The 20278-nt window shown below is 68.9% G+C and carries 29 protein-coding genes and 1 tRNA gene; 11 read left to right on the forward strand and 19 right to left on the reverse strand.

All coding sequences use genetic code 11. From position 1 onward, the window contains the following. Positions 1–43: 43 nt before the first annotated feature. Positions 44–613: an RNA 2',3'-cyclic phosphodiesterase gene (thpR, locus tag ET989_RS06570; protein WP_131167747.1), complete on the reverse strand. Its 570-nt coding sequence runs from the start codon at positions 611–613 to the stop codon at positions 44–46. A gap of 146 nt (positions 614–759) precedes the next feature. Between thpR and ET989_RS06575 the strand changes: the two genes are divergently transcribed. Then, complete coding sequence (locus ET989_RS06575) at positions 760–1224, forward strand: GatB/YqeY domain-containing protein (protein WP_131167748.1); 465 nt, start codon at positions 760–762, stop codon at positions 1222–1224. 43 nt (positions 1225–1267) lie between these two features. Here ET989_RS06575 and ET989_RS14860 read toward each other — a convergent pair whose 3' ends face one another. Then, positions 1268–1408, reverse strand: a complete 141-nt coding sequence (locus ET989_RS14860; RefSeq protein WP_165490069.1) for a hypothetical protein — start codon at positions 1406–1408, stop codon at positions 1268–1270. A gap of 313 nt (positions 1409–1721) precedes the next feature. Here ET989_RS14860 and ET989_RS06580 point away from each other — a divergent pair, with 313 nt between their 5' ends. Further along, positions 1722–2303 carry a hypothetical protein gene (locus ET989_RS06580; protein ID WP_131167749.1) on the forward strand — a complete coding sequence of 194 codons (582 nt, stop codon included), beginning with the start codon at positions 1722–1724 and terminating at the stop codon, positions 2301–2303. A 124-nt stretch (positions 2304–2427) separates the two neighbouring features. On the opposite strand, the gene ET989_RS06585 is transcribed toward ET989_RS06580, so the two are convergent. Next, on the reverse strand, positions 2428–2832 hold the full coding sequence (locus ET989_RS06585) for a type II toxin-antitoxin system VapC family toxin (RefSeq protein WP_131167750.1): 405 nt from the start codon (positions 2830–2832) through the stop codon (positions 2428–2430). After that, positions 2829–3077 (reverse strand): type II toxin-antitoxin system Phd/YefM family antitoxin, encoded by a 249-nt coding sequence (locus ET989_RS06590; RefSeq protein WP_131167751.1) that lies wholly within the window; start codon positions 3075–3077, stop codon positions 2829–2831. Before ET989_RS06590 ends, ET989_RS06585 begins: the two co-directional genes overlap by 4 nt. 437 nt (positions 3078–3514) lie before the next feature. Between ET989_RS06590 and ET989_RS16115 the strand changes: the two genes are divergently transcribed. Both ET989_RS16115 and ET989_RS06600 read left to right on the forward strand, forming a co-directional pair. Beyond that, a complete protein-coding gene (locus ET989_RS16115; protein ID WP_479681048.1) occupies positions 3515–3691 on the forward strand; it encodes a type II toxin-antitoxin system RelE/ParE family toxin in 177 nt (58 codons plus the stop codon). 13 nt (positions 3692–3704) lie between these two features. Beyond that, complete coding sequence (locus tag ET989_RS06600) at positions 3705–3998, forward strand: HigA family addiction module antitoxin (protein WP_131167753.1); 294 nt, start codon at positions 3705–3707, stop codon at positions 3996–3998. Positions 3999–4108: 110 nt separating this feature from the next. Here ET989_RS06600 and ET989_RS06605 read toward each other — a convergent pair whose 3' ends face one another. After that, positions 4109–4639 (reverse strand): hypothetical protein, encoded by a 531-nt coding sequence (locus ET989_RS06605; protein ID WP_131167754.1) that lies wholly within the window; start codon positions 4637–4639, stop codon positions 4109–4111. 590 nt (positions 4640–5229) lie between these two features. Here ET989_RS06605 and ET989_RS14865 point away from each other — a divergent pair. Beyond that, the gene (locus ET989_RS14865; RefSeq protein WP_165490070.1) at positions 5230–5382 is read left to right on the forward strand and encodes a hypothetical protein; all 153 of its coding nucleotides are present in this window, start codon (positions 5230–5232) and stop codon (positions 5380–5382) included. 141 nt (positions 5383–5523) lie between these two features. Here the strand turns inward: ET989_RS14865 and ET989_RS06610 are convergent, their stop codons facing one another. Continuing rightward, positions 5524–6099 (reverse strand): hypothetical protein, encoded by a 576-nt coding sequence (locus tag ET989_RS06610; RefSeq protein ID WP_131167755.1) that lies wholly within the window; start codon positions 6097–6099, stop codon positions 5524–5526. Positions 6100–6416: 317 nt separating this feature from the next. On the opposite strand from ET989_RS06610, the gene ET989_RS06615 reads away from it, so the two are divergent. Beyond that, positions 6417–7508, forward strand: coding sequence for a helix-turn-helix transcriptional regulator (locus tag ET989_RS06615; protein ID WP_131167756.1), 1092 nt, complete (start codon positions 6417–6419; stop codon positions 7506–7508). Between the two features lie 91 nt (positions 7509–7599). Here ET989_RS06615 and ET989_RS06620 read toward each other — a convergent pair whose 3' ends face one another. The 3 genes from ET989_RS06620 to ET989_RS06630 all read right to left on the reverse strand — a co-directional run bounded on the left by ET989_RS06620 (position 7600) and on the right by ET989_RS06630 (position 9041). Next, a complete protein-coding gene (locus ET989_RS06620) occupies positions 7600–8028 on the reverse strand; it encodes a PIN domain-containing protein (protein WP_131167757.1) in 429 nt (142 codons plus the stop codon). Continuing rightward, positions 8025–8261 (reverse strand): FitA-like ribbon-helix-helix domain-containing protein, encoded by a 237-nt coding sequence (locus ET989_RS06625; RefSeq protein ID WP_131167758.1) that lies wholly within the window; start codon positions 8259–8261, stop codon positions 8025–8027. The genes ET989_RS06620 and ET989_RS06625 overlap by 4 nt, the downstream gene beginning before the upstream one ends. Positions 8262–8405: 144 nt before the next feature. Then, entirely contained in the window at positions 8406–9041 is a 636-nt protein-coding gene (locus ET989_RS06630) for a hypothetical protein (RefSeq protein ID WP_131167759.1), read from the reverse strand. A 334-nt stretch (positions 9042–9375) separates the two neighbouring features. Between ET989_RS06630 and ET989_RS06635 the strand changes: the two genes are divergently transcribed. The 3 genes from ET989_RS06635 to ET989_RS14870 all read left to right on the forward strand — a co-directional run bounded on the left by ET989_RS06635 (position 9376) and on the right by ET989_RS14870 (position 10804). Next, complete coding sequence (locus ET989_RS06635; RefSeq protein ID WP_131167760.1) at positions 9376–9828, forward strand: hypothetical protein; 453 nt, start codon at positions 9376–9378, stop codon at positions 9826–9828. 240 nt (positions 9829–10068) lie between these two features. After that, positions 10069–10506 carry a hypothetical protein gene (locus ET989_RS06640; protein WP_131167761.1) on the forward strand — a complete coding sequence of 146 codons (438 nt, stop codon included), beginning with the start codon at positions 10069–10071 and terminating at the stop codon, positions 10504–10506. A gap of 142 nt (positions 10507–10648) precedes the next feature. Beyond that, positions 10649–10804, forward strand: coding sequence for a hypothetical protein (locus ET989_RS14870; protein WP_165490071.1), 156 nt, complete (start codon positions 10649–10651; stop codon positions 10802–10804). A gap of 175 nt (positions 10805–10979) precedes the next feature. Here the strand turns inward: ET989_RS14870 and ET989_RS06645 are convergent, their stop codons facing one another. Next, positions 10980–11366 (reverse strand): HepT-like ribonuclease domain-containing protein, encoded by a 387-nt coding sequence (locus ET989_RS06645; protein ID WP_180320764.1) that lies wholly within the window; start codon positions 11364–11366, stop codon positions 10980–10982. Then, complete coding sequence (locus ET989_RS06650; RefSeq protein ID WP_131167762.1) at positions 11366–11827, reverse strand: XRE family transcriptional regulator; 462 nt, start codon at positions 11825–11827, stop codon at positions 11366–11368. Before ET989_RS06650 ends, ET989_RS06645 begins: the two co-directional genes overlap by 1 nt. 298 nt (positions 11828–12125) lie before the next feature. On the opposite strand from ET989_RS06650, the gene ET989_RS06655 reads away from it, so the two are divergent. Then, positions 12126–13023 (forward strand): IS5 family transposase gene (locus ET989_RS06655; protein WP_421958211.1). Its coding sequence is split into 2 segments (ribosomal slippage): positions 12126–12472 and positions 12471–13023, totalling 900 coding nucleotides; the frame shifts between segments, so codons are not numbered across the junction. A gap of 68 nt (positions 13024–13091) precedes the next feature. Here ET989_RS06655 and ET989_RS14875 read toward each other — a convergent pair. The 3 genes from ET989_RS14875 to ET989_RS06660 all read right to left on the reverse strand — a co-directional run bounded on the left by ET989_RS14875 (position 13092) and on the right by ET989_RS06660 (position 14350). Next, a complete protein-coding gene (locus ET989_RS14875; RefSeq protein WP_165490072.1) occupies positions 13092–13229 on the reverse strand; it encodes a hypothetical protein in 138 nt (45 codons plus the stop codon). 726 nt (positions 13230–13955) lie between these two features. After that, on the reverse strand, positions 13956–14096 hold the full coding sequence (locus ET989_RS14880) for a hypothetical protein (protein ID WP_165490073.1): 141 nt from the start codon (positions 14094–14096) through the stop codon (positions 13956–13958). Between the two features lie 180 nt (positions 14097–14276). Continuing rightward, a tRNA-Pro gene (locus ET989_RS06660) sits at positions 14277–14350 on the reverse strand. Between the two features lie 197 nt (positions 14351–14547). Here ET989_RS06660 and ET989_RS06665 point away from each other — a divergent pair. After that, positions 14548–14769 carry a hypothetical protein gene (locus tag ET989_RS06665; protein WP_131167763.1) on the forward strand — a complete coding sequence of 74 codons (222 nt, stop codon included), beginning with the start codon at positions 14548–14550 and terminating at the stop codon, positions 14767–14769. A 132-nt stretch (positions 14770–14901) separates the two neighbouring features. On the opposite strand, the gene ET989_RS06670 is transcribed toward ET989_RS06665, so the two are convergent. From ET989_RS06670 to cmk, 5 genes are read right to left on the reverse strand one after another with little or no spacing between them, the layout of a single operon-like run. Then, the gene (locus ET989_RS06670) at positions 14902–15861 is read right to left on the reverse strand and encodes an EamA family transporter (RefSeq protein ID WP_131167764.1); all 960 of its coding nucleotides are present in this window, start codon (positions 15859–15861) and stop codon (positions 14902–14904) included. Continuing rightward, entirely contained in the window at positions 15861–16913 is a 1053-nt protein-coding gene (locus ET989_RS06675; protein ID WP_131167765.1) for an alanine racemase, read from the reverse strand. The genes ET989_RS06670 and ET989_RS06675 overlap by 1 nt, the downstream gene beginning before the upstream one ends. 28 nt (positions 16914–16941) lie before the next feature. After that, positions 16942–18228, reverse strand: a complete 1287-nt coding sequence (locus ET989_RS06680; RefSeq protein WP_206662252.1) for an MFS transporter — start codon at positions 18226–18228, stop codon at positions 16942–16944. Beyond that, positions 18228–19550 carry a ribosome biogenesis GTPase Der gene (gene der / locus ET989_RS06685; protein WP_131167766.1) on the reverse strand — a complete coding sequence of 441 codons (1323 nt, stop codon included), beginning with the start codon at positions 19548–19550 and terminating at the stop codon, positions 18228–18230. Before der ends, ET989_RS06680 begins: the two co-directional genes overlap by 1 nt. Next, positions 19547–20218, reverse strand: coding sequence for a (d)CMP kinase (cmk, locus tag ET989_RS06690; protein ID WP_131167767.1), 672 nt, complete (start codon positions 20216–20218; stop codon positions 19547–19549). Before cmk ends, der begins: the two co-directional genes overlap by 4 nt. Positions 20219–20278: the final 60 nt, after the last annotated feature.

Consider the following 20278-nt stretch of genomic DNA (forward strand, 5'->3'; position numbering starts at 1 on the left):
CTGCGTAGCCTCACCCTAGGGCTGACCGGGAGTGGTCGAACCTTCAATCTCGCTGCTCGAACCCCAGCCCCCACCGGTCGACCACCTCATAGCGGTTACCCCGGTCCGCCAGGTGCGACTGCACCAGCACCAGCTCCTGCGCCAGCCACCCGTCGGCCTCGAACGTGTCGAGCACCCGCACCAGCCGCGTGGTCTCGATCGCGCGGTTCGCCCGGCCGAGGGTCAGGTGCGGCAGGAACCGGGCGCCGTCCACCCGGACGCCCGCGCCCGTCGCGGCGTTGCGGCACCGCTCGGCCAGCGCGGAGAGCTCGCCCCCGCCCTCGGTGAGGCCCAGCCACAGCACCTTGGTTTCCAGCACCCACGGGAACGCTCCCCCACCCCCCAACCGGATGCGGAACGCGGGCGTCCGGGCCGCGACGGTGGCCAGGTTCTGCGCCAGCCGCTCCAGGCTACGGTCGGGCACGTCGCCCATGAACGCGGTGGTCAGGTGCCAGCCCTCGGGGCGCGTCCAGCGCAGCCGGGGCTCGGCCGCACGCCGCGGCCCGAGGAAGTGGTCGAGCTCCTCGACCAGGATGTCCGGGGGAAGGATCGCGGTGAACAGGCGTGCTCCCATTCCGCCACGCTACCGTTCCGCGCTCCGTGTCCGATCGGCGACTGACCCAGCTCGCCCGGATGGTGGGGCCATGCTGGCCCGCTGGGGCGTCCCTCGTCAGCGGCCCCACGCGACGTGGAATGATGGACGCCGACGAAAGGACACCCATGAGCCTCGAGGACAAGCTCCACACCGACATGGTCGCTGCGCTGAAGGCGCGCGAGAGCGACCTCGTCACGACGCTCCGCATGGCGATCGGCGCCCTCAAGAACGAGAAGGTGGCCGGCAAGCAGGCGCGCGAGCTGTCCGAGGCCGAGGAGGTCGCCGTCCTCCAGCGCGAGGTGCGCACCCGCAAGGACTCGGCGCAGGCCTACACCGACGGCAACCGCCCCGAGCTGGCCGCCAAGGAGCTGGCCGAGGCCGAGATCCTCGCCCGCTACCTGCCGTCCATGCTGTCGGACGCCGAGCTCGACGCCGTCGTGGCCGAGGAGGTCGCGGCCGCCGAGGCGTCCGCCGGGGAGAAGCCGACGATGCGGCAGATGGGAGCCATCATCAAGGCCGTCAACGGCCGCGTCGCGGGTCGTGCGGAAGGAGCCGCCGTGGCGGCCAAGGTCAAGGCCGCCCTCGCCTGAGCGGGAGGGCCGGACCCGTCGTGGGGGTGGGCTTGCTCGCTGGTCAGGTGGCCAGGGCGAGCACGCTCACGCTCTGGGCGCACCACGAGCAGTAGGCCGAGGCCTCCCCGCTGCGGACAGCCAGCGTGTGGCCGCAGGACAGCTCCGCCTCTGACAGGCGCCACCGTGCTGTGTGGTCGTTCATGTGTTTCTCCTTACTGTCATCCGGCCGCGGCGCATGAGGCAGCCAGCAGCTGGGTTCGTCTTGTTCGCGTTCCCGCAGCGCGGGGTTGCGCCGACGGGTTCTCGGGCCAGCGGACCGTTCCGCCCCCGAATTGAATTAGTTTACACGACTACTAGCGGGGGCGATGTGCTTCCCGGCACTGGCGGCAGCGAAGGTGTCGTGGCGTCCGGTGCGGCCGCGCCCTCGCTGGCCTGGGGTGCTCCGTCGTGTTGTCAGAAGCGGGAGGAAGCGCACCCGAGACCTATCATCGCAGCACCAGAAGGGGCGAGGTGGGATGAAGGTTGTGGAACGGGTGGCCGGGCGGCTGGCGCGCGGAGTTCGGGGGTGGATGGCCGTCGGGTCGGTGGTGCTGTTCGGGTTGTTCACCGCGCTGGTGCTCCCCGCGCAGGCGGAGGCCGGAGCCTTCTACACGGTCCACTACGCCGCCCCGGACACATCGGTGTGGTACTCCCCGGACGAGTTATACGCAGCGGCCCAGGCATGGGGAGAAGACGGTCGCGCTGCCTACGTGCACGCGCGCGTCACGTTCGATGTCATCTGGCCGCTTGTGTACGGGACGTTCCTGGTGGCGACCCTCGCCTGGGTCTGGGCGCGAGGGACCGTCTCGGGGAGTCGGTGGCGGGGGGTCTCCCTGGTCCCGCTCGTCGCGGTGGCACTGGACTACGCCGAGAACATCTGCACCGCGACGGTGATGGCTCGCTATCCGGCCCGGACGCCGGCGCTAGCCGAGCTGGCGCCGTTCTTCACCGCCGGCAAGTGGCTGTCCGTCTCGGTCAGCTTCATGCTGCTGGCGCTCGGGGTGATCATCGCGCTTACGGCACGCTGGCGAGGACGCCGCTCGCGTCCGTCCCAGTGAACGGCCTCTCGCTCACGGTCATTCACTTTCCAGGTCGCGGCTCCGCCTTCGACCGTTGACGACGCACGATGCAGCCATCATGCGCGCCTTGTGGGACGCGCCCTTCATGCCGCAAGGGGCTCGGTCAGACGGCGATGATCTCGACGAGTTCTTCGAGTCCGGCGAAGTCATCGACGTTGTGGGTGTAGAGGCGGGCGCCGTGCGCGTGTGCGGTTGCCGCGATGAGCAGGTCCATCACCCGGCGGCGTGGTTGGCGGCCGGCGTCGACTACCGCGGCAGCGAGCCTGCCGTAGCTGATGGCAACCGCCTCGTCGACGGGCAACGCCTCGAAGTGCTTCTGCAGGACACTGAGCCGGCGCAGGCGTTCGGCGCGCACGGGTGCGGTCTTGGCCACCAGCACCCCGAACTGGAGTTCGGCCAGGGTGATCGCACTGATGGCCAGTACGCCGGGGATCGGGGCAATGTCCCCGGCGATGATGACGCTGGTGTCGAGGATGGCCCGCTCGGGAGGTTCGAGCGCCCGGGTCACCTCTGACCCCAGGGGTCACGCGGTTCGTCGTCGAGGAGTTGCCTGTCCTGCTCCCAGGCGGGGTCCTCAGGTCCGCTGAACAGGTCGGCGATCTCGCCCCAGGATCGCCACTGCGTCGCGCGCGCCGGCACGAGTCGCGCACTGGGTCGCCCGGAGACGGTGATGGTGATCTCCTCCCCTGCCTCGACGCGGCGCACCAACTCGGAAGCATCCTGACGAAGTTCCCGCAGTCCAACACTCTTCATGAAGCCCACGGTAGCACTAGTGCTACCACGCTTGAGAAGGACCGTGTGCACGTTCATCTACCGCAGGGGGCCCGTTGTTGTCGGGGTCATGGATGGAGGTCGATGCTCGACCTGATCATCCGACGAAGTCAGCAGCGCTTCGCCATGTGACGGGCCCGCTGGGCATCGGCTACGAGACGTTGCAGACATGGACCATCGTGTGGAGGTTGACGAGGGCCGCCGGCCCGGCGGAGATCCGCGCACGTAAGAAGGTCACCGCCTCCGAGGCATGGCCAATCATGCGATCTGCTCGCGGCATGGGCGAGTATGACGTGGTGCGTTATAGTGGGTGAGTGATCAGATCCCTCGGGGACCCAGCGAGCGAACGGCTCTGGTCACGACAACGAGTCAAGACCATCGCCCCACGGATCGAACGTGCCGCCCTGCGGAAACTGGTCATGCTGGACGCCGCCGAGAACTTGGAGGACCTCAGAGTGCCTCCCGGCAACCGGCTCGAGGAACTCCGCGGAGACCGAGCCGGGCAGCACAGCATCCGGATCAACCAGCAATGGCGGATCTGCTTCACCTGGACCGACGCCGGACCGGCCGACGTCGAAATCGTCGACTACCACTAAGGAGGTGCCACCCATGACCACCATGACCCCGATCCATCCCGGTGAGATCCTCATGGAGGAGTTCTTGGAGCCGCTCCAGGTCAGCCAGAACCGGCTCGCCGTCGCCATCGGCGTGCCCCCGCGACGGATCAACGAGATCGTCCACGGCAAGCGGCGCATCACCGCCGACACTGCACTCCGGTTGGCTCGCTACTTCGGCACCACCGACCGTTTCTGGCTCAACCTGCAGACCCGCTACGACCTCGAGGTCGAGAAGGACAATCTCGGCAGCACCCTCGACCGGATTGAGCCACTCAAGGCCGTCTGACTTCCCGGGAGCGGCAAATTCGCGCGTTGGCAGGTCTCAACCGTGAGATGCGTTCAGGCCGCGAAACACCCGAGTTCGCGTCAAAGGGCGCCGTCGGATGCGCAAAGCTCTCAACCCTCGAACGCTTCTTGATAGCCCTTGGCCACCGATGGCTTCACCTTGCCGGTAACGCGTAAGAGGGCGTTGCCGTTAACCGCGTGGTACTCCGTCCCGAACGCCGGCGTGTCCTTCAAGATTCCTTGGATGTAGTTGGAGCGCTTCTGGGCATCAGCCTGCGACGGCCAGATCTCGATGGTGGCTCCGCAGTCCGTGCCGAGGCTGGAGCAGCTCGCGTCCTTGTCGTAGATGACCGCCGCGTCCGTGTAACCGTTGGGGCGACCAATAAGGTCATTGGGGTCATTGTCCTCGGTGATCAATACGATCTTGGTGCTCGTCGCCTGTTTGACCTGCTCGGCCCAGTCCTCGGCAGTCTCTGGGACGGCGGCTGGGGTCGGTGTCGCAGCAGGTGTCGCTGTCGCCTGTACCGGCGATGCGGTGCCCGGTTGAGGAGTTGTGGTGTCGGTGTTGGCGGGCGAGGCGACGCACCCACTCATCACAAGGGCGATCGACAGCAATGATGGAACGATGACGGCTTTGTTCATGCTTTCAGGGTATCGATCTGGCCGTTGGCCCGAAGCGGCATCGGGCCGGATCGGCGTCGCTTCAGCACGGACCACTCCGGCTATTCCTGCTGTTCTCCGCGCGGCGTGCGACAGTTGTCGAATGAAGGGCGTCTACGCGATCCGGGTCAGCTCGCGGGCGGTTGAAGCTTGGTCGACGGCGCGGTTACCGTTCGAGCCGAAGGGCTGGGCGCTCGCATTCCGGAACGAACTGCGCGAGTCCCTTCGGAAGGCGCCGCCGGTCACGGGCGCCCGATTGCAGGCTGTCTATGGGGCTGAAGATCGGGGACTGCTTGTCGACGCGGAGAACGTCCTGCTGTACAACGTTGGATCTGCGTCTTGGCGTCACCTGGCGAGTCAGGGAGTCAGCTTCGAGCGATCCTTCGGCTACCCATCTCCTCCCCAAGACTCCGGGTTGCCGGAGAAGGGGCTCCACTACCACCGCTACGGCTTCGTCGAGTCGAAGGCGTTCACGCACTGGAGGGCCGGTGACCTCCTTGCGTCGTTTGTGGACGTCGCCGTTCCCTCACTGGCCAAGCCGGGGCGCCTGGAACATTCTTGGCAGTCGCACGGTGGTCCGGCCCGTCGGCGCCACCGGCGTCCAGTGGAACCCGGCCGACGACATGTGCGTCGCCGCCACCGTCCAGCCCGCGAACGTCGACCCTGCCGCCACCGCTCCCCGATGGCGCCTGACCGGGAAGATCCACAAGGCAGAACCCAATTAGCCCTGCGCACTGTCCGTCTCGCCACGCACCTTATGAATCGCCCCCGTGTGTCCGGAGGCTCCGATCGGTCGCTGTCTTCACCCGGACGTGGCGGGCCGGATCCACGGGATGCTGGGCCGGCGTCGGCTTCGTGGCCGCCCCTCACCGCGGCGGACGCCAGGACTGCTGCACCTCGCCTTGTGATGGGTGCGCGATCGTCACTGTCAGTCCGGCCATGCTCGTCAGGGGCACCCAGAGGCCGATCTCGGTGCGAGCCTCGGGTGCGGACGATCGCTCGGCCGAGATGTCGCCCGCCCGCGGCGGCACGGGCGACCTGCGCGCGGGGATGTTTGGCAGGTTCCACTGTGCCCTCCGGGCGAGCGGCCGCGGGGGCCTGGGGAGCGGCCGGTCTGGACGGATGGGCGGCAGGATTGGTCCCACGCGTCCGGGCAGGGTGGCCACCACGGACAACACGTACGGAGGGACCTTCCCTGGGTCGGCCGACGTGACCAGGTTGGCCACATAGCCACGCCCGACGTTCCGGAAGACGTCGACGATCTCCAAGTGGAGCGCGGGAACCGGCTCGACCCACGCCGGCACCAGCACGGTCTCCTCTGCCTGGCGAGCGAGCGGGTCGACGACCCGCACGGTCACCTTGACGGCGGTGGCGGGGTCGTTTCGGTGACCCCACACGAGCAGCGGCGTCCGGCCGGCCACGCGGGCGAGCCGCTGGACCACCGGACCGGCGCTCGTGTCGGGCGGGGTGGACGCGTCGGCGACGAGAGCCGTGTCCTACAGGGCGACCGGCCCCGCCACGACCCCACCCACGTCGACGGTCACCCGGTGTGCCCCCGTCGGGACGGGGCGGTCGAGGGCCTGACGTCCCGGCAGGACTCCACCATCGTGCGACCCTCCTCCTGCCTCGTGCCATCCCACAGGACGTGGTGTCCGGCGTCATCGCCCCCCTCACGTTGACGGGTCCGGAAGCAATCAGCCCTGTTCAGCCGCACATCGCCCTGTGCATACTGGCGGCGGAGGCCCCCCAAGGAGTCGCGATGAGTGTCGTGCCAGCCGTTCAGGACGCCGTGATCCGCGTCGCCGACGCCTACGCTCGCCCCCCCGAGCGTCCGGACCTGTTCGGCGAACTCTCCACAGCGCTGCAGCAGGGCGTGCCCTTCGACGCGTCCGCCTGGTTCGCCACCGACCCCCACTCCCTGCTTCCCTCAGCACCGGGGCGCGTGGAGAACCTCCCCGCCAGTGGCTGGACCTCCTACTGGGAGGCTGAGTTCAACGACCAAGACGTCCTGCTCTTTCGGGACCTCGCGCACTCGCGGGTGACGGCCGACTCGCTGCTGCGTGCCACCGACCGTAATCCGGAGCGCAGTCCGCGGTACCGGGGCGCGCTCACGGTGGCGGGGTTCAGCGACGAGCTGCGCGCCGTCTTTCGCGCAGGCTCAGTCGTGTGGGGGGTGGTGAGCCTGTTGCGGGGCAGCAGTCAGCCGGCGTTCAGCCCGGCCGATTGTGCCGTGCTGCAGACCGCCGGCCCGTCGATCGCTGCTGCCCTGCGGGCACAGGTGGCCTGGACGCGGCCCGTGTCACTGCACTCCCCCGGACTGGGAACCGCATTGTTCAGTCCTACCGGGGGGCTCGTGGCCCTGGACGCCGGGGCGACAGCGTGGTTCCACGAAATCGAGGGGAGCCATGCGGGGGCCCCCGAGCGTAGGACGGGAATGGCGACCGTGGACGCCGTGGTGGCTCACGCGAATGCGGTCGGGAACGAACGCGCGCGCGGGCCCTCCTTCACGAGGCTGCGCACCCAGTGGGGATGTTGGAGCGTCCTGAGCGCCTCGCCGTCAAGGACACCGCAGGGCGAGCGCGGGCTGACGTCGTTGGTGATCGACCGCGCCCGCCCTTCCCAGGTGGCGGAGCTGCTGATCGAGGCCAACTGCCTGACGGCGAGGGAGCGTCACATCGTCCAGGAGATCGCTCACGGGTATTCCAACGACGAGATCGGCCGCCGCTTGGGACTCTCACCGAACACGGTGAGGGACCACCTGAGTTCGGTCTTCGACAAGGTGCGGGTCACGACCCGTGGGGAGTTGGTCGCCCTGTTGTTCAGCGAGCGGGTCTTCCCGAGCAGTCCATGACCCAACCCGTTTCGTCCTCTCAGTCCCGCGTCCTACGTTGAGAAGCCCTCGGGCGCCCCGGATGATTACCATGTCCGCCGCGCTCGGTGCGTTACGGATGCGGGTGATCGAACGGGTTGATGAGGGTCAGGTCAGCGATGGAGGAGAAGTCCTTCATATTCCTGGTGGCCAGGGTGGCCGCGTGGGTCAGGCAGATGCCACCGGTCTGTGCATCGGCCAGCGACATCGGTCGTCCCTGATCCAAACTGGCGACCACCAGTCGGGCCGTGGCTCTGGCGGCGGGCACGTCGTAGGTGGCGATGGTGTCGGCGAATGCGTCCAGCAATGTGGCCCACCGACGCTCCAGGTCCTTGCGACGCCGTCCCCTCGGGAGTCGTCCCAGGCCGCGGTCGATCTCTTCGACGGTCACGACGCTGATGGTCAAGTCCGCCGCTCCCACGCCGTGCGCCCACGCCAGCACGTGTGGATCAGGGGTGTCATTCATGAACTCCGAGACGATGTTGGTGTCGGCGATGATCACGACAGGTCGACCGAACGCGGCGCATCGTTACGTTCCGGGACGTCGAGATCCACGCCGCCGGCTTCGGCGAACGTAGCGTGCAGCGCGATCAAGATGTTCTCCTCAGGAAGGTCCACCGCCGCGTCCAAGATCGCGCGGACCTCGGCCTCGACCGATCGTCCATGCTTGGCGGCCCGGCCGCGCAACCGAGCGTGGGTGTGTTCGTTCAACTGCCGGATCGTCAAAGTGCCCATGACCACCACCTCCCTGACAGCAATGCTAGCACCTGGCGACGATCAGCCTAAGGTCAACCAAGCTCGCTGCAGACCCGTTCAGCAGGCGGGGCGCACTGGATCGGCGTGGTCGAACGTGGTGGCGTCGCGGGTCGGATGCGTATGTCAGTCCCGCCGGGGCGCCGGATTGATCGTGTCCCCTGACCAGCTCATGTTGTCGTCGACACCGACCTCGAACGCCTCCAGTGTGGGATCGGCGAGAACGGCGTCGGCGACCCCGCGCTCGCGGCCGAGTAATGTGAAACCGAAGTCGATCTCGGTAGCCAGACACCAGGCATGGTCGTCCGGCCACACGAGGTTCGCCGACTGCTCGATGAACTGGTCCTCGACCCAGACCTCGTGCGCGGCCAGTGGCGCCCGGAACAGGTGGTAGCGCCGGTGCGGAAGGTCCAGCACCGGCTCGGTAGCCCCCGGGACCCGGCTCGGCACCGGGATCTCGTAGGTTGTGAGGTCGGGGTGATGCGCCTGAACCTTGCCCCCGCCCCAGAACCCGTAGCCCTCCCAGACCGCGTAGGTGACATCCCCGGATGCCGGTAGGTGCGCGAGAAGCGCGTCGTGGTCGGGGCGTGGGAGGTGGCCATCCGGCGGCCACAGATTTGGGTGGTGCAGGGTGTCGAAGAAGTGACTCCACTGGGCCAGCGGGTGCAGGACGCGTCCTTGGGACGCCGCGATCTCGCGCCAGCGGTGTCCGTCCTGCAGGGGGTGCAGGACCCGCACGTACGCCGCGAATCCCGTCGGCACTATCGCACCCACCGGAACCCCAGCCGGTCCCCACGGCAGCAGCCGGGGCACAAGCCAAGCGGACCAGGCTGCGTCCGTCGTGTGGTGGGGAAGGCTCATGGCCCAAGGGTAGGCAATCGCCCCCAAGCCCAACTCCAGAGGCTCATCGGGGCGACCCGCATTTCGGCGCGTCCAACCCGGAAGCAATCCCGCGCTGCGGGAACAGGAGCCGACAGGCGACCCACGCGCACCCTGTGGCAATTCCGGATGTCGGCCTAGTCTTCGCCACTCGGCCCGACCTTTAGAGCGGCCGAGGCGGTACGGTTGCGTCACGAGGGGTCGCAAAGGAGTCGAAATGGGAACACTGGCGCCGGCCGCCGCCGGGGTGCTGGCGAGTATCGTGGCAGGAATCCTCGGGGGCTATGCGGGCGGACTTGCTGCACAGCCTACCCAAATCACGGCCGGAGAAATCAGTGTCTTCTTTGCGGACTACTATTCAAAGGCGACGAGTCCTGCCGACCGCCAACTGGCCCGTGCTCGGTTATCCCCAGGATTGCGCGCACTGGCGAACAACACCGTCGAAGAGTTCGACCGCTTCTGGTCTGGATACGCGAAGGCCGTCGTCGATGAGGTCACCCCCGTCGGACCAAACACGTTCGCAATAGGTGCAACGTACACCACGGGTTCCGGCAAGATGCTGACGCGCAACATAGTGGCTTCGTTCGTCTGCGACAGAACTGTCGCCCTATCTTTCCTGCCCTGCCCACCAGAGTCCGTCATGCTAGATGCGACCAAAGTATTGGATTGAGGCGCCTACCCCTGGTTCGTGGACACGGAAGGGAGGACCGGCCGTCGCTGATCGTGGCTAAAGGCGTGCGTGATCTGCACCCCTGAAGGCACTCCGCTCACTCGTACCCGCAACATGCGCCACGCGACGCATCGCATGACGCATGTTCGGCGGGCATGTCAGTCAGCCGCTCACCATTCCAAGGTTCTGCGACTTGGGCCCCTGGCCTGCGCCTTCCAAGAGCCCGGCATAATGGTCTCCATGGATTCCTGGGGCGTCGTGATCGTTGCAGTTGTCGGTGTGATCGGCACAGTGGCGGGCACCTGGATCCAGGGGCATCACACGCGCAGAGCGGCGGAAGAGGCTCGACGCTTCGAGCAGCGGGAGTCACTTCGGCCGCTCCAACTGGAGGCCTTCGCGACTCTGATGGAAACGTTCGCTGACATGGATCAGTACGCACATTCTCCCAGCGACGACAAGGATCCGTTCGCTGAACTGCGCGCAAAGGCTCGGGCCGCGGAACTCCCGATGGCTCGCTTCGCGGCGCTCGTGCCCTCGAACGTCGTCGCTAACGCGCGTGCACTGCTTGACTGCTACTGCTCCATCAGCAGTCACCCGCTCAGCGAATTCGAGGACATTCCGCTCCATGCGCGACGCGACGCGCTTGTCGCTTCGTTCCGACAACAGAGGATCGAGTGAGCACGCCACCACTGGTGGACCAGTGTGTTGGCACCAGACCCGACCGCGAGTCCATGCACGTTTCCCGCTTCGTGACCTACCTGCTCTATCTGCTCGTGCGACGCCAGTTGGGACGCCAGTTCGCGGACAACCTTCCGAACTCGTGGACGCCGTCGAACTCGCGCACTCGGACGCGTTCCGCTGCGCCCAGCGCGTACGGCTCCCACTCCACACGAACGACGAGTACTATACCGACGATGAGTTCCTCTACCTCACCCTGCACATCGCCCGCCTGACCCGAGCCGAACGCAAAGCCTGACACTCGAACATTGCCGGCTGTGTCGTCGACAAGTCGCCCGTCGAGTCGAGCAGTGGGGGTCGATCCCGTGGCCGCCTCGATCCGACCCCCCACCGGACCATCGGCCAAACGAGTCAGCCGTGATCGCCCCCCATGCGGCAGATCAGTGCGTTCGGGCCACAAGGATGGCGGTAGATCAGTTCACCGACAGCCTCGAGCCGAGTTCGGGGATGCGGACGGTAAGGGCGGCCCATATGAGGTCGTGGCTGACCCTGTCGTAGTGGTGGGCAACCAGATTCCGCATTCGATTGATCCCCTGCCAATCAACGTCGGGATACCTATCCTTGAACCCTTGAGGCAGCTTCTCGGCGACGGTCGCTACCTTGATGAGGATCCGCTCGCCGGCATTCCGCAACAAGGCACCCTCCATCGAATCCGCGAGGTAGGCCTCCTGTCCCTTCTTGGTCAGATACGCGGCTTCTCGCACGAATTCAGCCAGATCGCCCACGCGCCGCTCAACCCGACCCTCCCGATCGGCGCCTACCTCGTCGCTGCGGGGCGGGTCTCCCTCCGCCGGGCTCATCACAGCGGGACCGCCTCAGCGCGGGCGCGGTCAATAACGCGCCCGGAACTACCACACGACACCACATCCACCGGAACGGTGAGGAGTTCAGCCAACTCCTCCTCCAAGGTCAGGAGCGTCACGATGTCCGCCTCGGGGGGGAAGGTAACCAGCAAGTCGATGTCCGACCCCGGACTGTCGTCGCCTCGTGCCACCGAGCCGAACACACGGGGATCCTTGGCCCCGACCCTCGCGACAGCGGCCAACACGTCGTCACGCCTGGCGCGCAGCAGCATCGACGGCCGTACGCGCAGCGCGCGCTCCAAGGCGGCCCTCGCAGCGTCGGACGGCGCCCTGGTGCCCCGCTCGATCGCCGCGATCAAGGGTTGCTTCACCCCGGACAGGTCGGCCAGTTGACGCTGGGTCAACCCGGCCGCTGCACGCCGCAACTTCAGCCGATCCGAGAACGTATGCTCAGCCATGGACCCATGATACCTCGCCTGTTATCACAAAGGAACCATACTCACCCGCCCACACCGACCGGCGCGACCCGCGGCATGTGCGCGCATTCGGCGTCGGTCAGCCGACACGTGTGGCGAGGTCGTCGGGAACGGCCCGGGCCCTGGCAATCAACGACTTGCCGGAGTCGTCCGATCCAATTGGGGCGGATGCAAGCTCCAGCACGGTCCCGGAGCGAGGACTACAGGCGCTCATCGATCGCTCCGCGGCCTAGGGCGTGTCTCGTAACGCTCCTGGTGTTTCTCGGGCAGGGTGTCGGTCGTGAGTCGGATGCCGGTGTTGACCGATGAGGACTGGGCCCGGTTGCAGCCGTTGATGCCTCGGTCTGGCGCGAAGGGTGGTCGGCCCTGGGCGGACCACCGGCTGGTGGTGGAGGGCATCGTGTGGCGCTACCGCACGGGGAGCCCGTGGCGGGACCTGCCCGCCGAGTTCGGGCCGTGGCAGACCGTGTGGGCCCGGCACCGCACCTGGAGCGAGGACGGCACCTGGGACCGGATCCACACCATGCTGATGGGCCAGGCCGACGCCGCCGGACGGGTCGACTGGTCGGTGAACGTGGACTCCACGATCAACCGCGCCCACCAGCACGGCACCAACCTGCCCCGGGACACAGGGGGCGCCACCGAACTACAACAATCTGCGCCTGGAGTCGCCTGATCACGGTATCGGGCGTTCTCGGGGCGGGTTGACCAGCAAGATCCACCACCTCGTCGACGGCCGGGGCGCACCGATGGTCGTGGTCGTGTCGGCCGGGCAGTCCGGTGACTCGCCGATGCTGCCGGTCCTGCTGGACCACCTGTCGGTGCCCCGGATCGGACCGGGCCGGCCCCGCACCACCCCGGACCGGTTGCGGGGCGACAAGGCCTACTCTGCCCGCGGGCACCGCTCGCTGCTGCGCTCGCGAGGGATCACCACCACCATCCCTGAACCGGCCGACCAGATCGCGAACCGGAAACGCCGCGGCAGCAGCGGAGGCAGACCTCCCGCCTTCGACCCGGTCGACTACAAGAACCGCAACCACGTCGAACGCTCGTTCAACCACGGCAAGCAATGGCGCGGGTTCGCCACCCGCTACGACAAACTCGGCATCGTCTACCGCGGCGCCGCCGTCCTCAACGCCATCATCAGATGGCTCCTACGGTTACGAGACACGCCCTAGTTGTCGGAATCGGCGCCGTGGTCGCGTGAACAGCCCGTGATGCGGCCGGGCCGTTCACTGTCTAGGCGCTACTTGCCCTTGGCCTGAGCCAGGGCGCTTCCAGCGACCGACTTTGACGTCTTGCTGTAGCGCCCGTCGCTCAGCACCTTGGACGCCTTGGACGCGACCTTGGAACTCGTGGTCTTGCCCTTCCCGCCCTTTGCCATGAGCGACTCCTCCTTCCTGCCTCCGGCGCCGGCGCCTTCCCCTGCGTGTCTGCCCGAGAGCCGCGCCTCCGGGAGACTGACGCCCTCGTCTGAACCGCCCAGGTGGAGTGCGAGCCCGAGCGATAGAGCCCTGTCCGGCTCCAATCTCAGTGTGAGCCGAGGCTCCGACAGTCTCCGTCCGACACGCCCGCAGGCCTGATCGCCCTGGCGACGTCGCGATCCCGACCGCGCCCAATTCGACACCCCCGCGGCATGACAGGACGTGTACAGAATGGCTATGGATGGCCGTGCGAGACCCCGACCCGGTGGATCTGGTTCAGGCTGGGAGGGAACCTGCTGCAGAGTGCCACTCGAAAGATGAGTGAGGCTCGAGGACTACGACGGTCTCATCCTTCCCGCCCCACAGACCAACTACCTTGGGGCCAGAAAACGGTGCCTTGAATGACAGCCGGACATTCTTGAAATCCCGGCCTCGGGGTCCGTCCTCGGGGCCCAGGATCACAAGCTCAAGGACCATGCCCTCGGCGTCGCGCACAACCACCTTCTCTCCACCGCCACCACGTTGTCGACACACGTCGTCACGGAACTCCTTCGGATGGGGGCTAGGCATGGTCAACATCCTTCCAGCAGGACCTCATGCAGTCCCCCTGTCAGGAGTCAGGACCCTGTGACCGAACACGGGCCGTCCCGCAGTGTGTGCGGGAGGGCCGCGTGTGGGATTTCGGGTCAGGCGGCCAGGGTCAGCACGTTCATGCTCTGGGCGCACCACGAGCAGTAGGCGGACGCCTCGCCGTGACGGATGGACAGGGTGTGGCCGCAGCTGAGCTCGGCCTGGTCGAGGCGCCAACGCGCCGTGTGGTTCGTCATGGACAACTCCTTCGACCACCGGGTGCGAGCGAACAGCGAACCGGCGGTACTGGTGAATGGACCCGCAGCGCAGGGGCGCACCGCGGATAGGACGTGATCCGACCGTGCCCGCCAGGGCAACAGGTGGATGCGGCGTCCGGTGCGAGTGGTGGTCGCCGTGGACGGCGACCGATTCCTCGGTCGGGCTGACAGGATTTGAACCTGCGACCCCTTGACCCCCAGTCAAGTGCGCTACCAAGCTGCGCTACAGCCCGCCCGTGGCCCGCCTTTGCAGGCTCCGGCCACGGCGACCTACGTTACACCAACCCGGCCCCTGTTGCGGAATCGGCCGCCCCTCGGCGCGTCCGATGTAAGCCCGTTCTGGTCGTCACCACCCCTTGACAAGCCCCGATGCGCGTTCGAAGCTAGTGCGACCGGACGCTGGAGTCCGGAACGGCGAGGAGGAGTACCCATGACCGACCCCACCCTGGACCCGCGTGAGAGCCGCCTGGACGACGTGGACGCGCCCCGGGAGGACATCCAGGCGCTGGACGAGCCGCTGGTGAACCTCGACGCCACCGACGACGAGGTCGAGGGCGAGGAGTCGGCCGACGACAAGTACATCCAGGTCATCGATGGACGCCCCGAGACCCTCGGCGTCGACGTCCAGGACAGCCCCGCACAGGACCGCTGAGCGGCACCCCAACCCGTCCGGGCGGTGGAACGATGGCCGGTACCGCCACCGTCTTCGACGCCGCCGCCCGGACGCGGTCCATCCCTGAACGCATCGAGCGCGCCTCGGCCGTCGCGAGCGAGCACGCCCGGCCTAGGGCACCTCGGCGCCCGCTGCCTCGGGTGCGCGCCGCAGGCGCGTGGTGTCGCGCAGGTTGCCCGCCTGGACTGCGGCGACGCCGGTGATGAGCACCGCGCCCCCCAGCAGCTGGACCGCCCCGGGGAGTTCCCCCAAAAGCAGCCACGCCCACGCCACGGCGAAGACGACCTCGGTCAGCCCCACGAAGCTCGCCACCGTCGGGCCGAGCTGGCGCGCGGCCACGAACCCGGTGACGTAGGCCAGGGCCGCGGCGACGATGGCCAGCTCCAGCAGCGGCACCCACCACGGCAGCGGCGTCCCGAACATGACGACGTCGTTGGTGGTCGCCCGCAGGGGCACCAGACCGACCAGCCCCGAGACCAGCAGCGCCAGTGCGCCGACACCCAGGCCGGCGGCCACGAAGGCGATGGGCGGGATGTCGGCGGTCTCGGCGGACACGATGAAGTACGTCGCCATCCCGGTGGCGGCGAACAGCGCCCACGCCACGCCGCGCAGGTCGGCCCCGGCGAGGTCGGCCGGGTTCAGGATGACCGCGAGCCCCGCCACCGCCACGACCATGCCGGTGAGCGTCATCGGGCCCGGACGCCGCCGCGTGCGCGCCCACACCCACAGCACGACGAGGACGACGCCGAGGTACTCCAGCATCAGCGCGATGCCGACCTCGATGAAGGTGATGGCGTTGAAGTAGGCCACCTGGACGGCCGCGCCGCCGAGCAGGCCGTAGGCGAGGATCGGCCGCAACTTGGTGCGCAGCATCCCCCACTGCCCCGCCAAGGACGTCGCGGCCAGCGGCCAGAGCACGAACGACGCCAGCCCCAGCCGGACGAGGACGGCCGCCGCCGGCGACCAACCGGCCTCCATGAGCGGGCGGGCGAACGACCCCGATGTGGCGAACATGGCGGCGGACGCCAACGCCACGGCGAGGCCGGCGGCGCGAACCCCCGGCCGTTCCATCAGGCGTTCATCCCCCGGGCGGCGACGGCCCAGCGGTCGACGAGCCGCCCCTGCTCCAGCACGGTGTACTCGTCGACGAGGTTGACGGCGTTGCAGGCGTGGTTGGGCACGACGCGGACGGTCGAGCCCAGCGGGGGCAGCGCCTCACCGAACAGGTCGGCCACCGCGTGGTGCTCCGACAGGATGACGATGCGGGCATCCGGATGGTCGAGCAGGCGCCCGAAGCCGGACGCCCACGCCGGGCGGTCGGCGCCGAGCACCTTGGAGCCGGAGTCGAGCACAAGGCGTCCGCCCGCGTGACTGACGACGGTCGCGTGGCAGGTCAGGGCGACCTGCTCGGGGGTGCAGGCACCGAGCTCCCACTGCTGGGCGTCGTTGAAGACGTAGACGCCGGGCCTCGACTCGGTCAGGCCCGCGCCGGTCGCGGCCAGGCTCGGACTGGAACCGCCCGAGACCACCCGGGCCACCAAGCCGGCGTCGCGGAACGACGCGACAGCGGTGGCGAGCGCCTCGGCCTCCTGCCCGGCCGCCGCCTCGCGTCCGCCCGGAACGTAGCTGTGGCCCGGGAACGTGAACACGCCCACCACGTCGAGGCCCTCGCTGGCCGCGACCGCGGCCAGCTCGCCCGCGTCGGCCGGGACGACGCCCGAGCGGTGGTGCCCCGAGTCGATCTCGACCAGTCCGGTCACGCCGATGCCGACCAGTCCCCGGGCGGCGGCGAGGGAGTCGAAGCCGACCCGGACGGTGGCGCGTTCGGCCAGGCGCCGGACGCGCAGGCGACGCTCCTCGTCCAACCACAGCGGGTAGGCGATGAACAGGTCGTCGAAGCCGGACTGGGCGAAGACCTCGGCCTCCCCCACGGTGGCGACGGTCAGGCCGCTGACGCCGGCGTCCTCCTGCCGGTGGGCGATCTCGGGGCTCTTGTGCGTCTTCGCGTGCGGGCGCAGGGCCAGGCCGCGGTCATCGGCCCACGCGGCGACACGCTCGATGTTCGCATCCAGCACCGTGGCGTCGACGGCCAGGAACGGCGTCGGGGGCAGGAAGGCACGCATGGGGCCACCGTAGCGGCTGGGCCGGGCCTCAGTCCGAGGCCGACGCTGCCCCGGACGGCAGGCGGTAGCGGGCGAACGCCGGGTACGCCAACGTGGCCAAGCCGAGCAGCACCAGCACGAGGACGCCGCCGCCGATCGTGGTGCAGGCGGTGCCGGCCACCTGGGCCGCGCCGCCGTGCAGGACGTCGGCGATGCGGGGGCCGCCGACCACGACGACGATGAAGACGCCCTGGAGGCGTCCGCGCACCGCGTCGTCGGCCGCGGCGAGCAGAATCGACTGGCGGAAGGCCGCGGAGGCCATGTCCGCCGCACCTGCGGCTGCGAGCGCGGCGACGCCGAGCGCCAGCATGACCGGCTCGCTGAGGTGGGCCAACCCGACGGCCACGCCGAAAACGGTGATCGCGGCCCCCCACGCCGCGATGCACCACAGCACCGCCGCTCCCGTGCGCCGCACGCGGGACACCCAGCCGCTGAAGACGCCGCCCACCACCGCGCCCGCCGGGATGGCCGCGAACAGCAGGGCGAACGCGAGCCCGCCCTCGGTGGGGCCGCCGAAGTCGAGGTTGGCGATCTGCGGAAACAGCGCGCGCGGCATGCCGAAGATCATGGCGATGAGGTCCACGACGAAGGACATGAGCAGGATCGGGTGCAGGCGCAGGTAGGCCAACCCGTCGATGACGCTCCGAAGGCCCGGCGCGCCCTTGCCGGCCCCCTGCACCGGCAGGGGCGGCAGCGAGACGACCGCCCACAGCGTCGCGAACAGGAAGATCGTGTCGATTCCGTACAGCCAGGCGAAGCCGAGCACCGGGATCAGCGCTCCGCCCACGAGCGGGCCCGCGATGGCGCCCGCGGACATCACGGTCATGCCCAACGCGTTGGCGGAGGTCAGCTGATCGGTGGGCAGCAGGACCGGCAGGATCGCCTGCCGGGCCGGCTGGTTGAGCGCGAAGCACGCCTGTTGCAGCGAGAACACCGTGAGCAGCAGCCACACGTTGGTGTTGCCGAGCAGCGACAGCGCCGTGAACAGCGCCGACGTGACGATGAGCCCGGTCGTGGTGCCCACCAGCAGGGTGCGGCGGTCCATGTGGTCGGCGAGCGCTCCGCCCCACAGGCCGAACACGACCAGCGGCACCAGACCGAACAGGCCGGTGAGCCCGACCATGGCCGAGGAGTGCGTGAGCGTCCAGATCTGGGCGGGCACGGCGACCACCGTGAGCTGCGCCCCGATGACGGTGACGATGTTGGCGACCCACAGCCGCCGGAAGGCGGGCGTCCGGAGCGGCCGGGTGTCGGCGAACAGGCCCCGCAGGCGCACTACCGGCTGCGCTTCTCCCGGGCGCGGACCTCGACCGCTACCGGGGAACCCACGAAGCCGAACTCCTCGCGCAGGCGGCGCTCCACGAAGCGCTCGTACTGCGGGTCCAGGCGGCCGGAGGTGAACAGCACGAAGGTCGGCGGGCAGTTCTGCGCCTGGGTGCCGAACAGGATGCGCGGCTGCTTGCCCGAGCGCACCGGGTGCGGGTGGGCGGCGGCGACGCGTCCCAGGAACGAGTTCAGTTGGCCGGTGCTGACGCGGGTCTCCCAGCCCTCGAGCGCGGCGTCGATGGCCTTCTTGAGCTTGTCGACGTTGCGGCCGGTCAGCGCGGAGATGTTGACGTGCGGCGCCCACCCGAAGGCGTGGATGTCGCGCTCGATCTCGCGCTCGAGGTAGCGGCGGCGCTCGTCGTCTGTCAGGTCCCACTTGTTGTAGGCGATGACCATCGCCTTGCCGGCCTCCTCGACCATGGTGAGGATCTTGAGGTCCTGGTCGGAGATGGTCTCAGCCGCGTCGATGACGACCACGCACACCTCGGCGCGCTCGATGGCCTGCTGGGTGCGCAGCGACGCGTAGTACTCGTGGCCGGACGCCTCCTTGACGCGGCGGCGCAGGCCGGCGGTGTCGATGAAGCGGTAGACCTCTCCCCCGAGCTCGACCAGCTCGTCGACGGGGTCGACCGTCGTGCCCGACGCGTTGTCGACCACCGAGCGCTGCTGGCCCGACAGCTTGTTGAGCAGCGAGCTCTTGCCGACGTTCGGCTTGCCGACGATGGCGACCCGGCGCGGCCCGCCGACTTCCTCGTAGTTCGCAGACGGCGCCTCGGGCAGGGCCGTGAGGATGGCGTCCAGCAGGTCTCCGGAGCCGCGGCCGTGGAGGGCCGAGACGGGGTACGGCTCCCCCAGCCCCAGGTTCCACATGGCGGCGGCCTCGGCCTCGAGGCGCTGGTCGTCGACCTTGTTGGCGGCCAGCACGACGGGCTTGCCGGAGCGGCGCAGCACGCGGACGACGGCCTCGTCCTCGTCGGTGATGCCGACGGTGGCGTCCACGACGAACAGGACCGCGTCCGCCGCGCCGATGGCCAGCTCGGCCTGCTCGGCGATGCGGGCGGCCATGCCGTCGGCGTCGCTGACCCAGCCGCCGGTGTCGACGATGATGAAGTCGCGGCCGTTCCAGGATGCGTCGTAGCTGACGCGGTCGCGGGTCACGCCCGGCAGGTCCTGCACGACGGCCTCGCGGCGTCCGATGATGCGGTTGACCATCAGGGACTTGCCCACGTTCGGGCGTCCCACCACCGCAAGGACGGGCTTGGTCTCGGTCACGGGTGGGCCTCCTCGGCCAGGCTGGTGATGGCGTCGACGACCTCGGCCGGGGTCATGTCGGACGTGTCGAGCAGGTGGACGCCCTCGGCGGCCGTCTGGAACTCGACGAGTTTGGAGTCGTCCCGGTCGCGGCGCAGCACCTGGTCGCGGAGCTGCTCCTCGGTGAGCTTGCCTGCCATGTCCCCCGCGCGGCGACGCAGGCGCGCCTCGGGCGAGGCGGTGAGCAGGACGCGCACGTCGGCGTCCGGGTAGACGACGGTGGTGATGTCGCGGCCCTCGGCGACGCAGCCGCGCGGGTCGGCGTCCATGAGGGCGCGCTGGCGGCGCACCAGGTCGGCGCGGCACTCGGGGATGGTGGAGACCGCCGACACGTTCTGGGCCGTGCGGGGCTCGCGGATCTGCTCGGTGACGTCGCGCCCGTTGACCCGCACCCAGCTCTCGTCGGGGTCGAGGCTCAGCTCGATGACAGCGCCGCTGGTGGCCGCGATCACCGCGGCGGTGTCGTCGGGGCGGACGCCGGCGTCCAGGAACGCGACGGCCACGGCGCGGTACATCGCGCCGGTGTCGAGGTAGGACAGCCCGAGCCGACGGGCCACCGCGCGGGCGGTCGTCGACTTGCCGGACCCACTGGGTCCGTCGATGGCGATCACGAGGCGGTCTACGGGCACCGGGGCAGTCTACCGGCGCCCGACGTTCGCTCGGACCACGGCGCCCCCTCCCCCGTGGGG

Origin of the sequence: Propioniciclava sinopodophylli, from assembly GCF_004324755.1 — a bacterium.
Taxonomy (GTDB): Bacteria; Actinomycetota; Actinomycetes; order Propionibacteriales; family Propionibacteriaceae; genus Propioniciclava; species Propioniciclava sinopodophylli.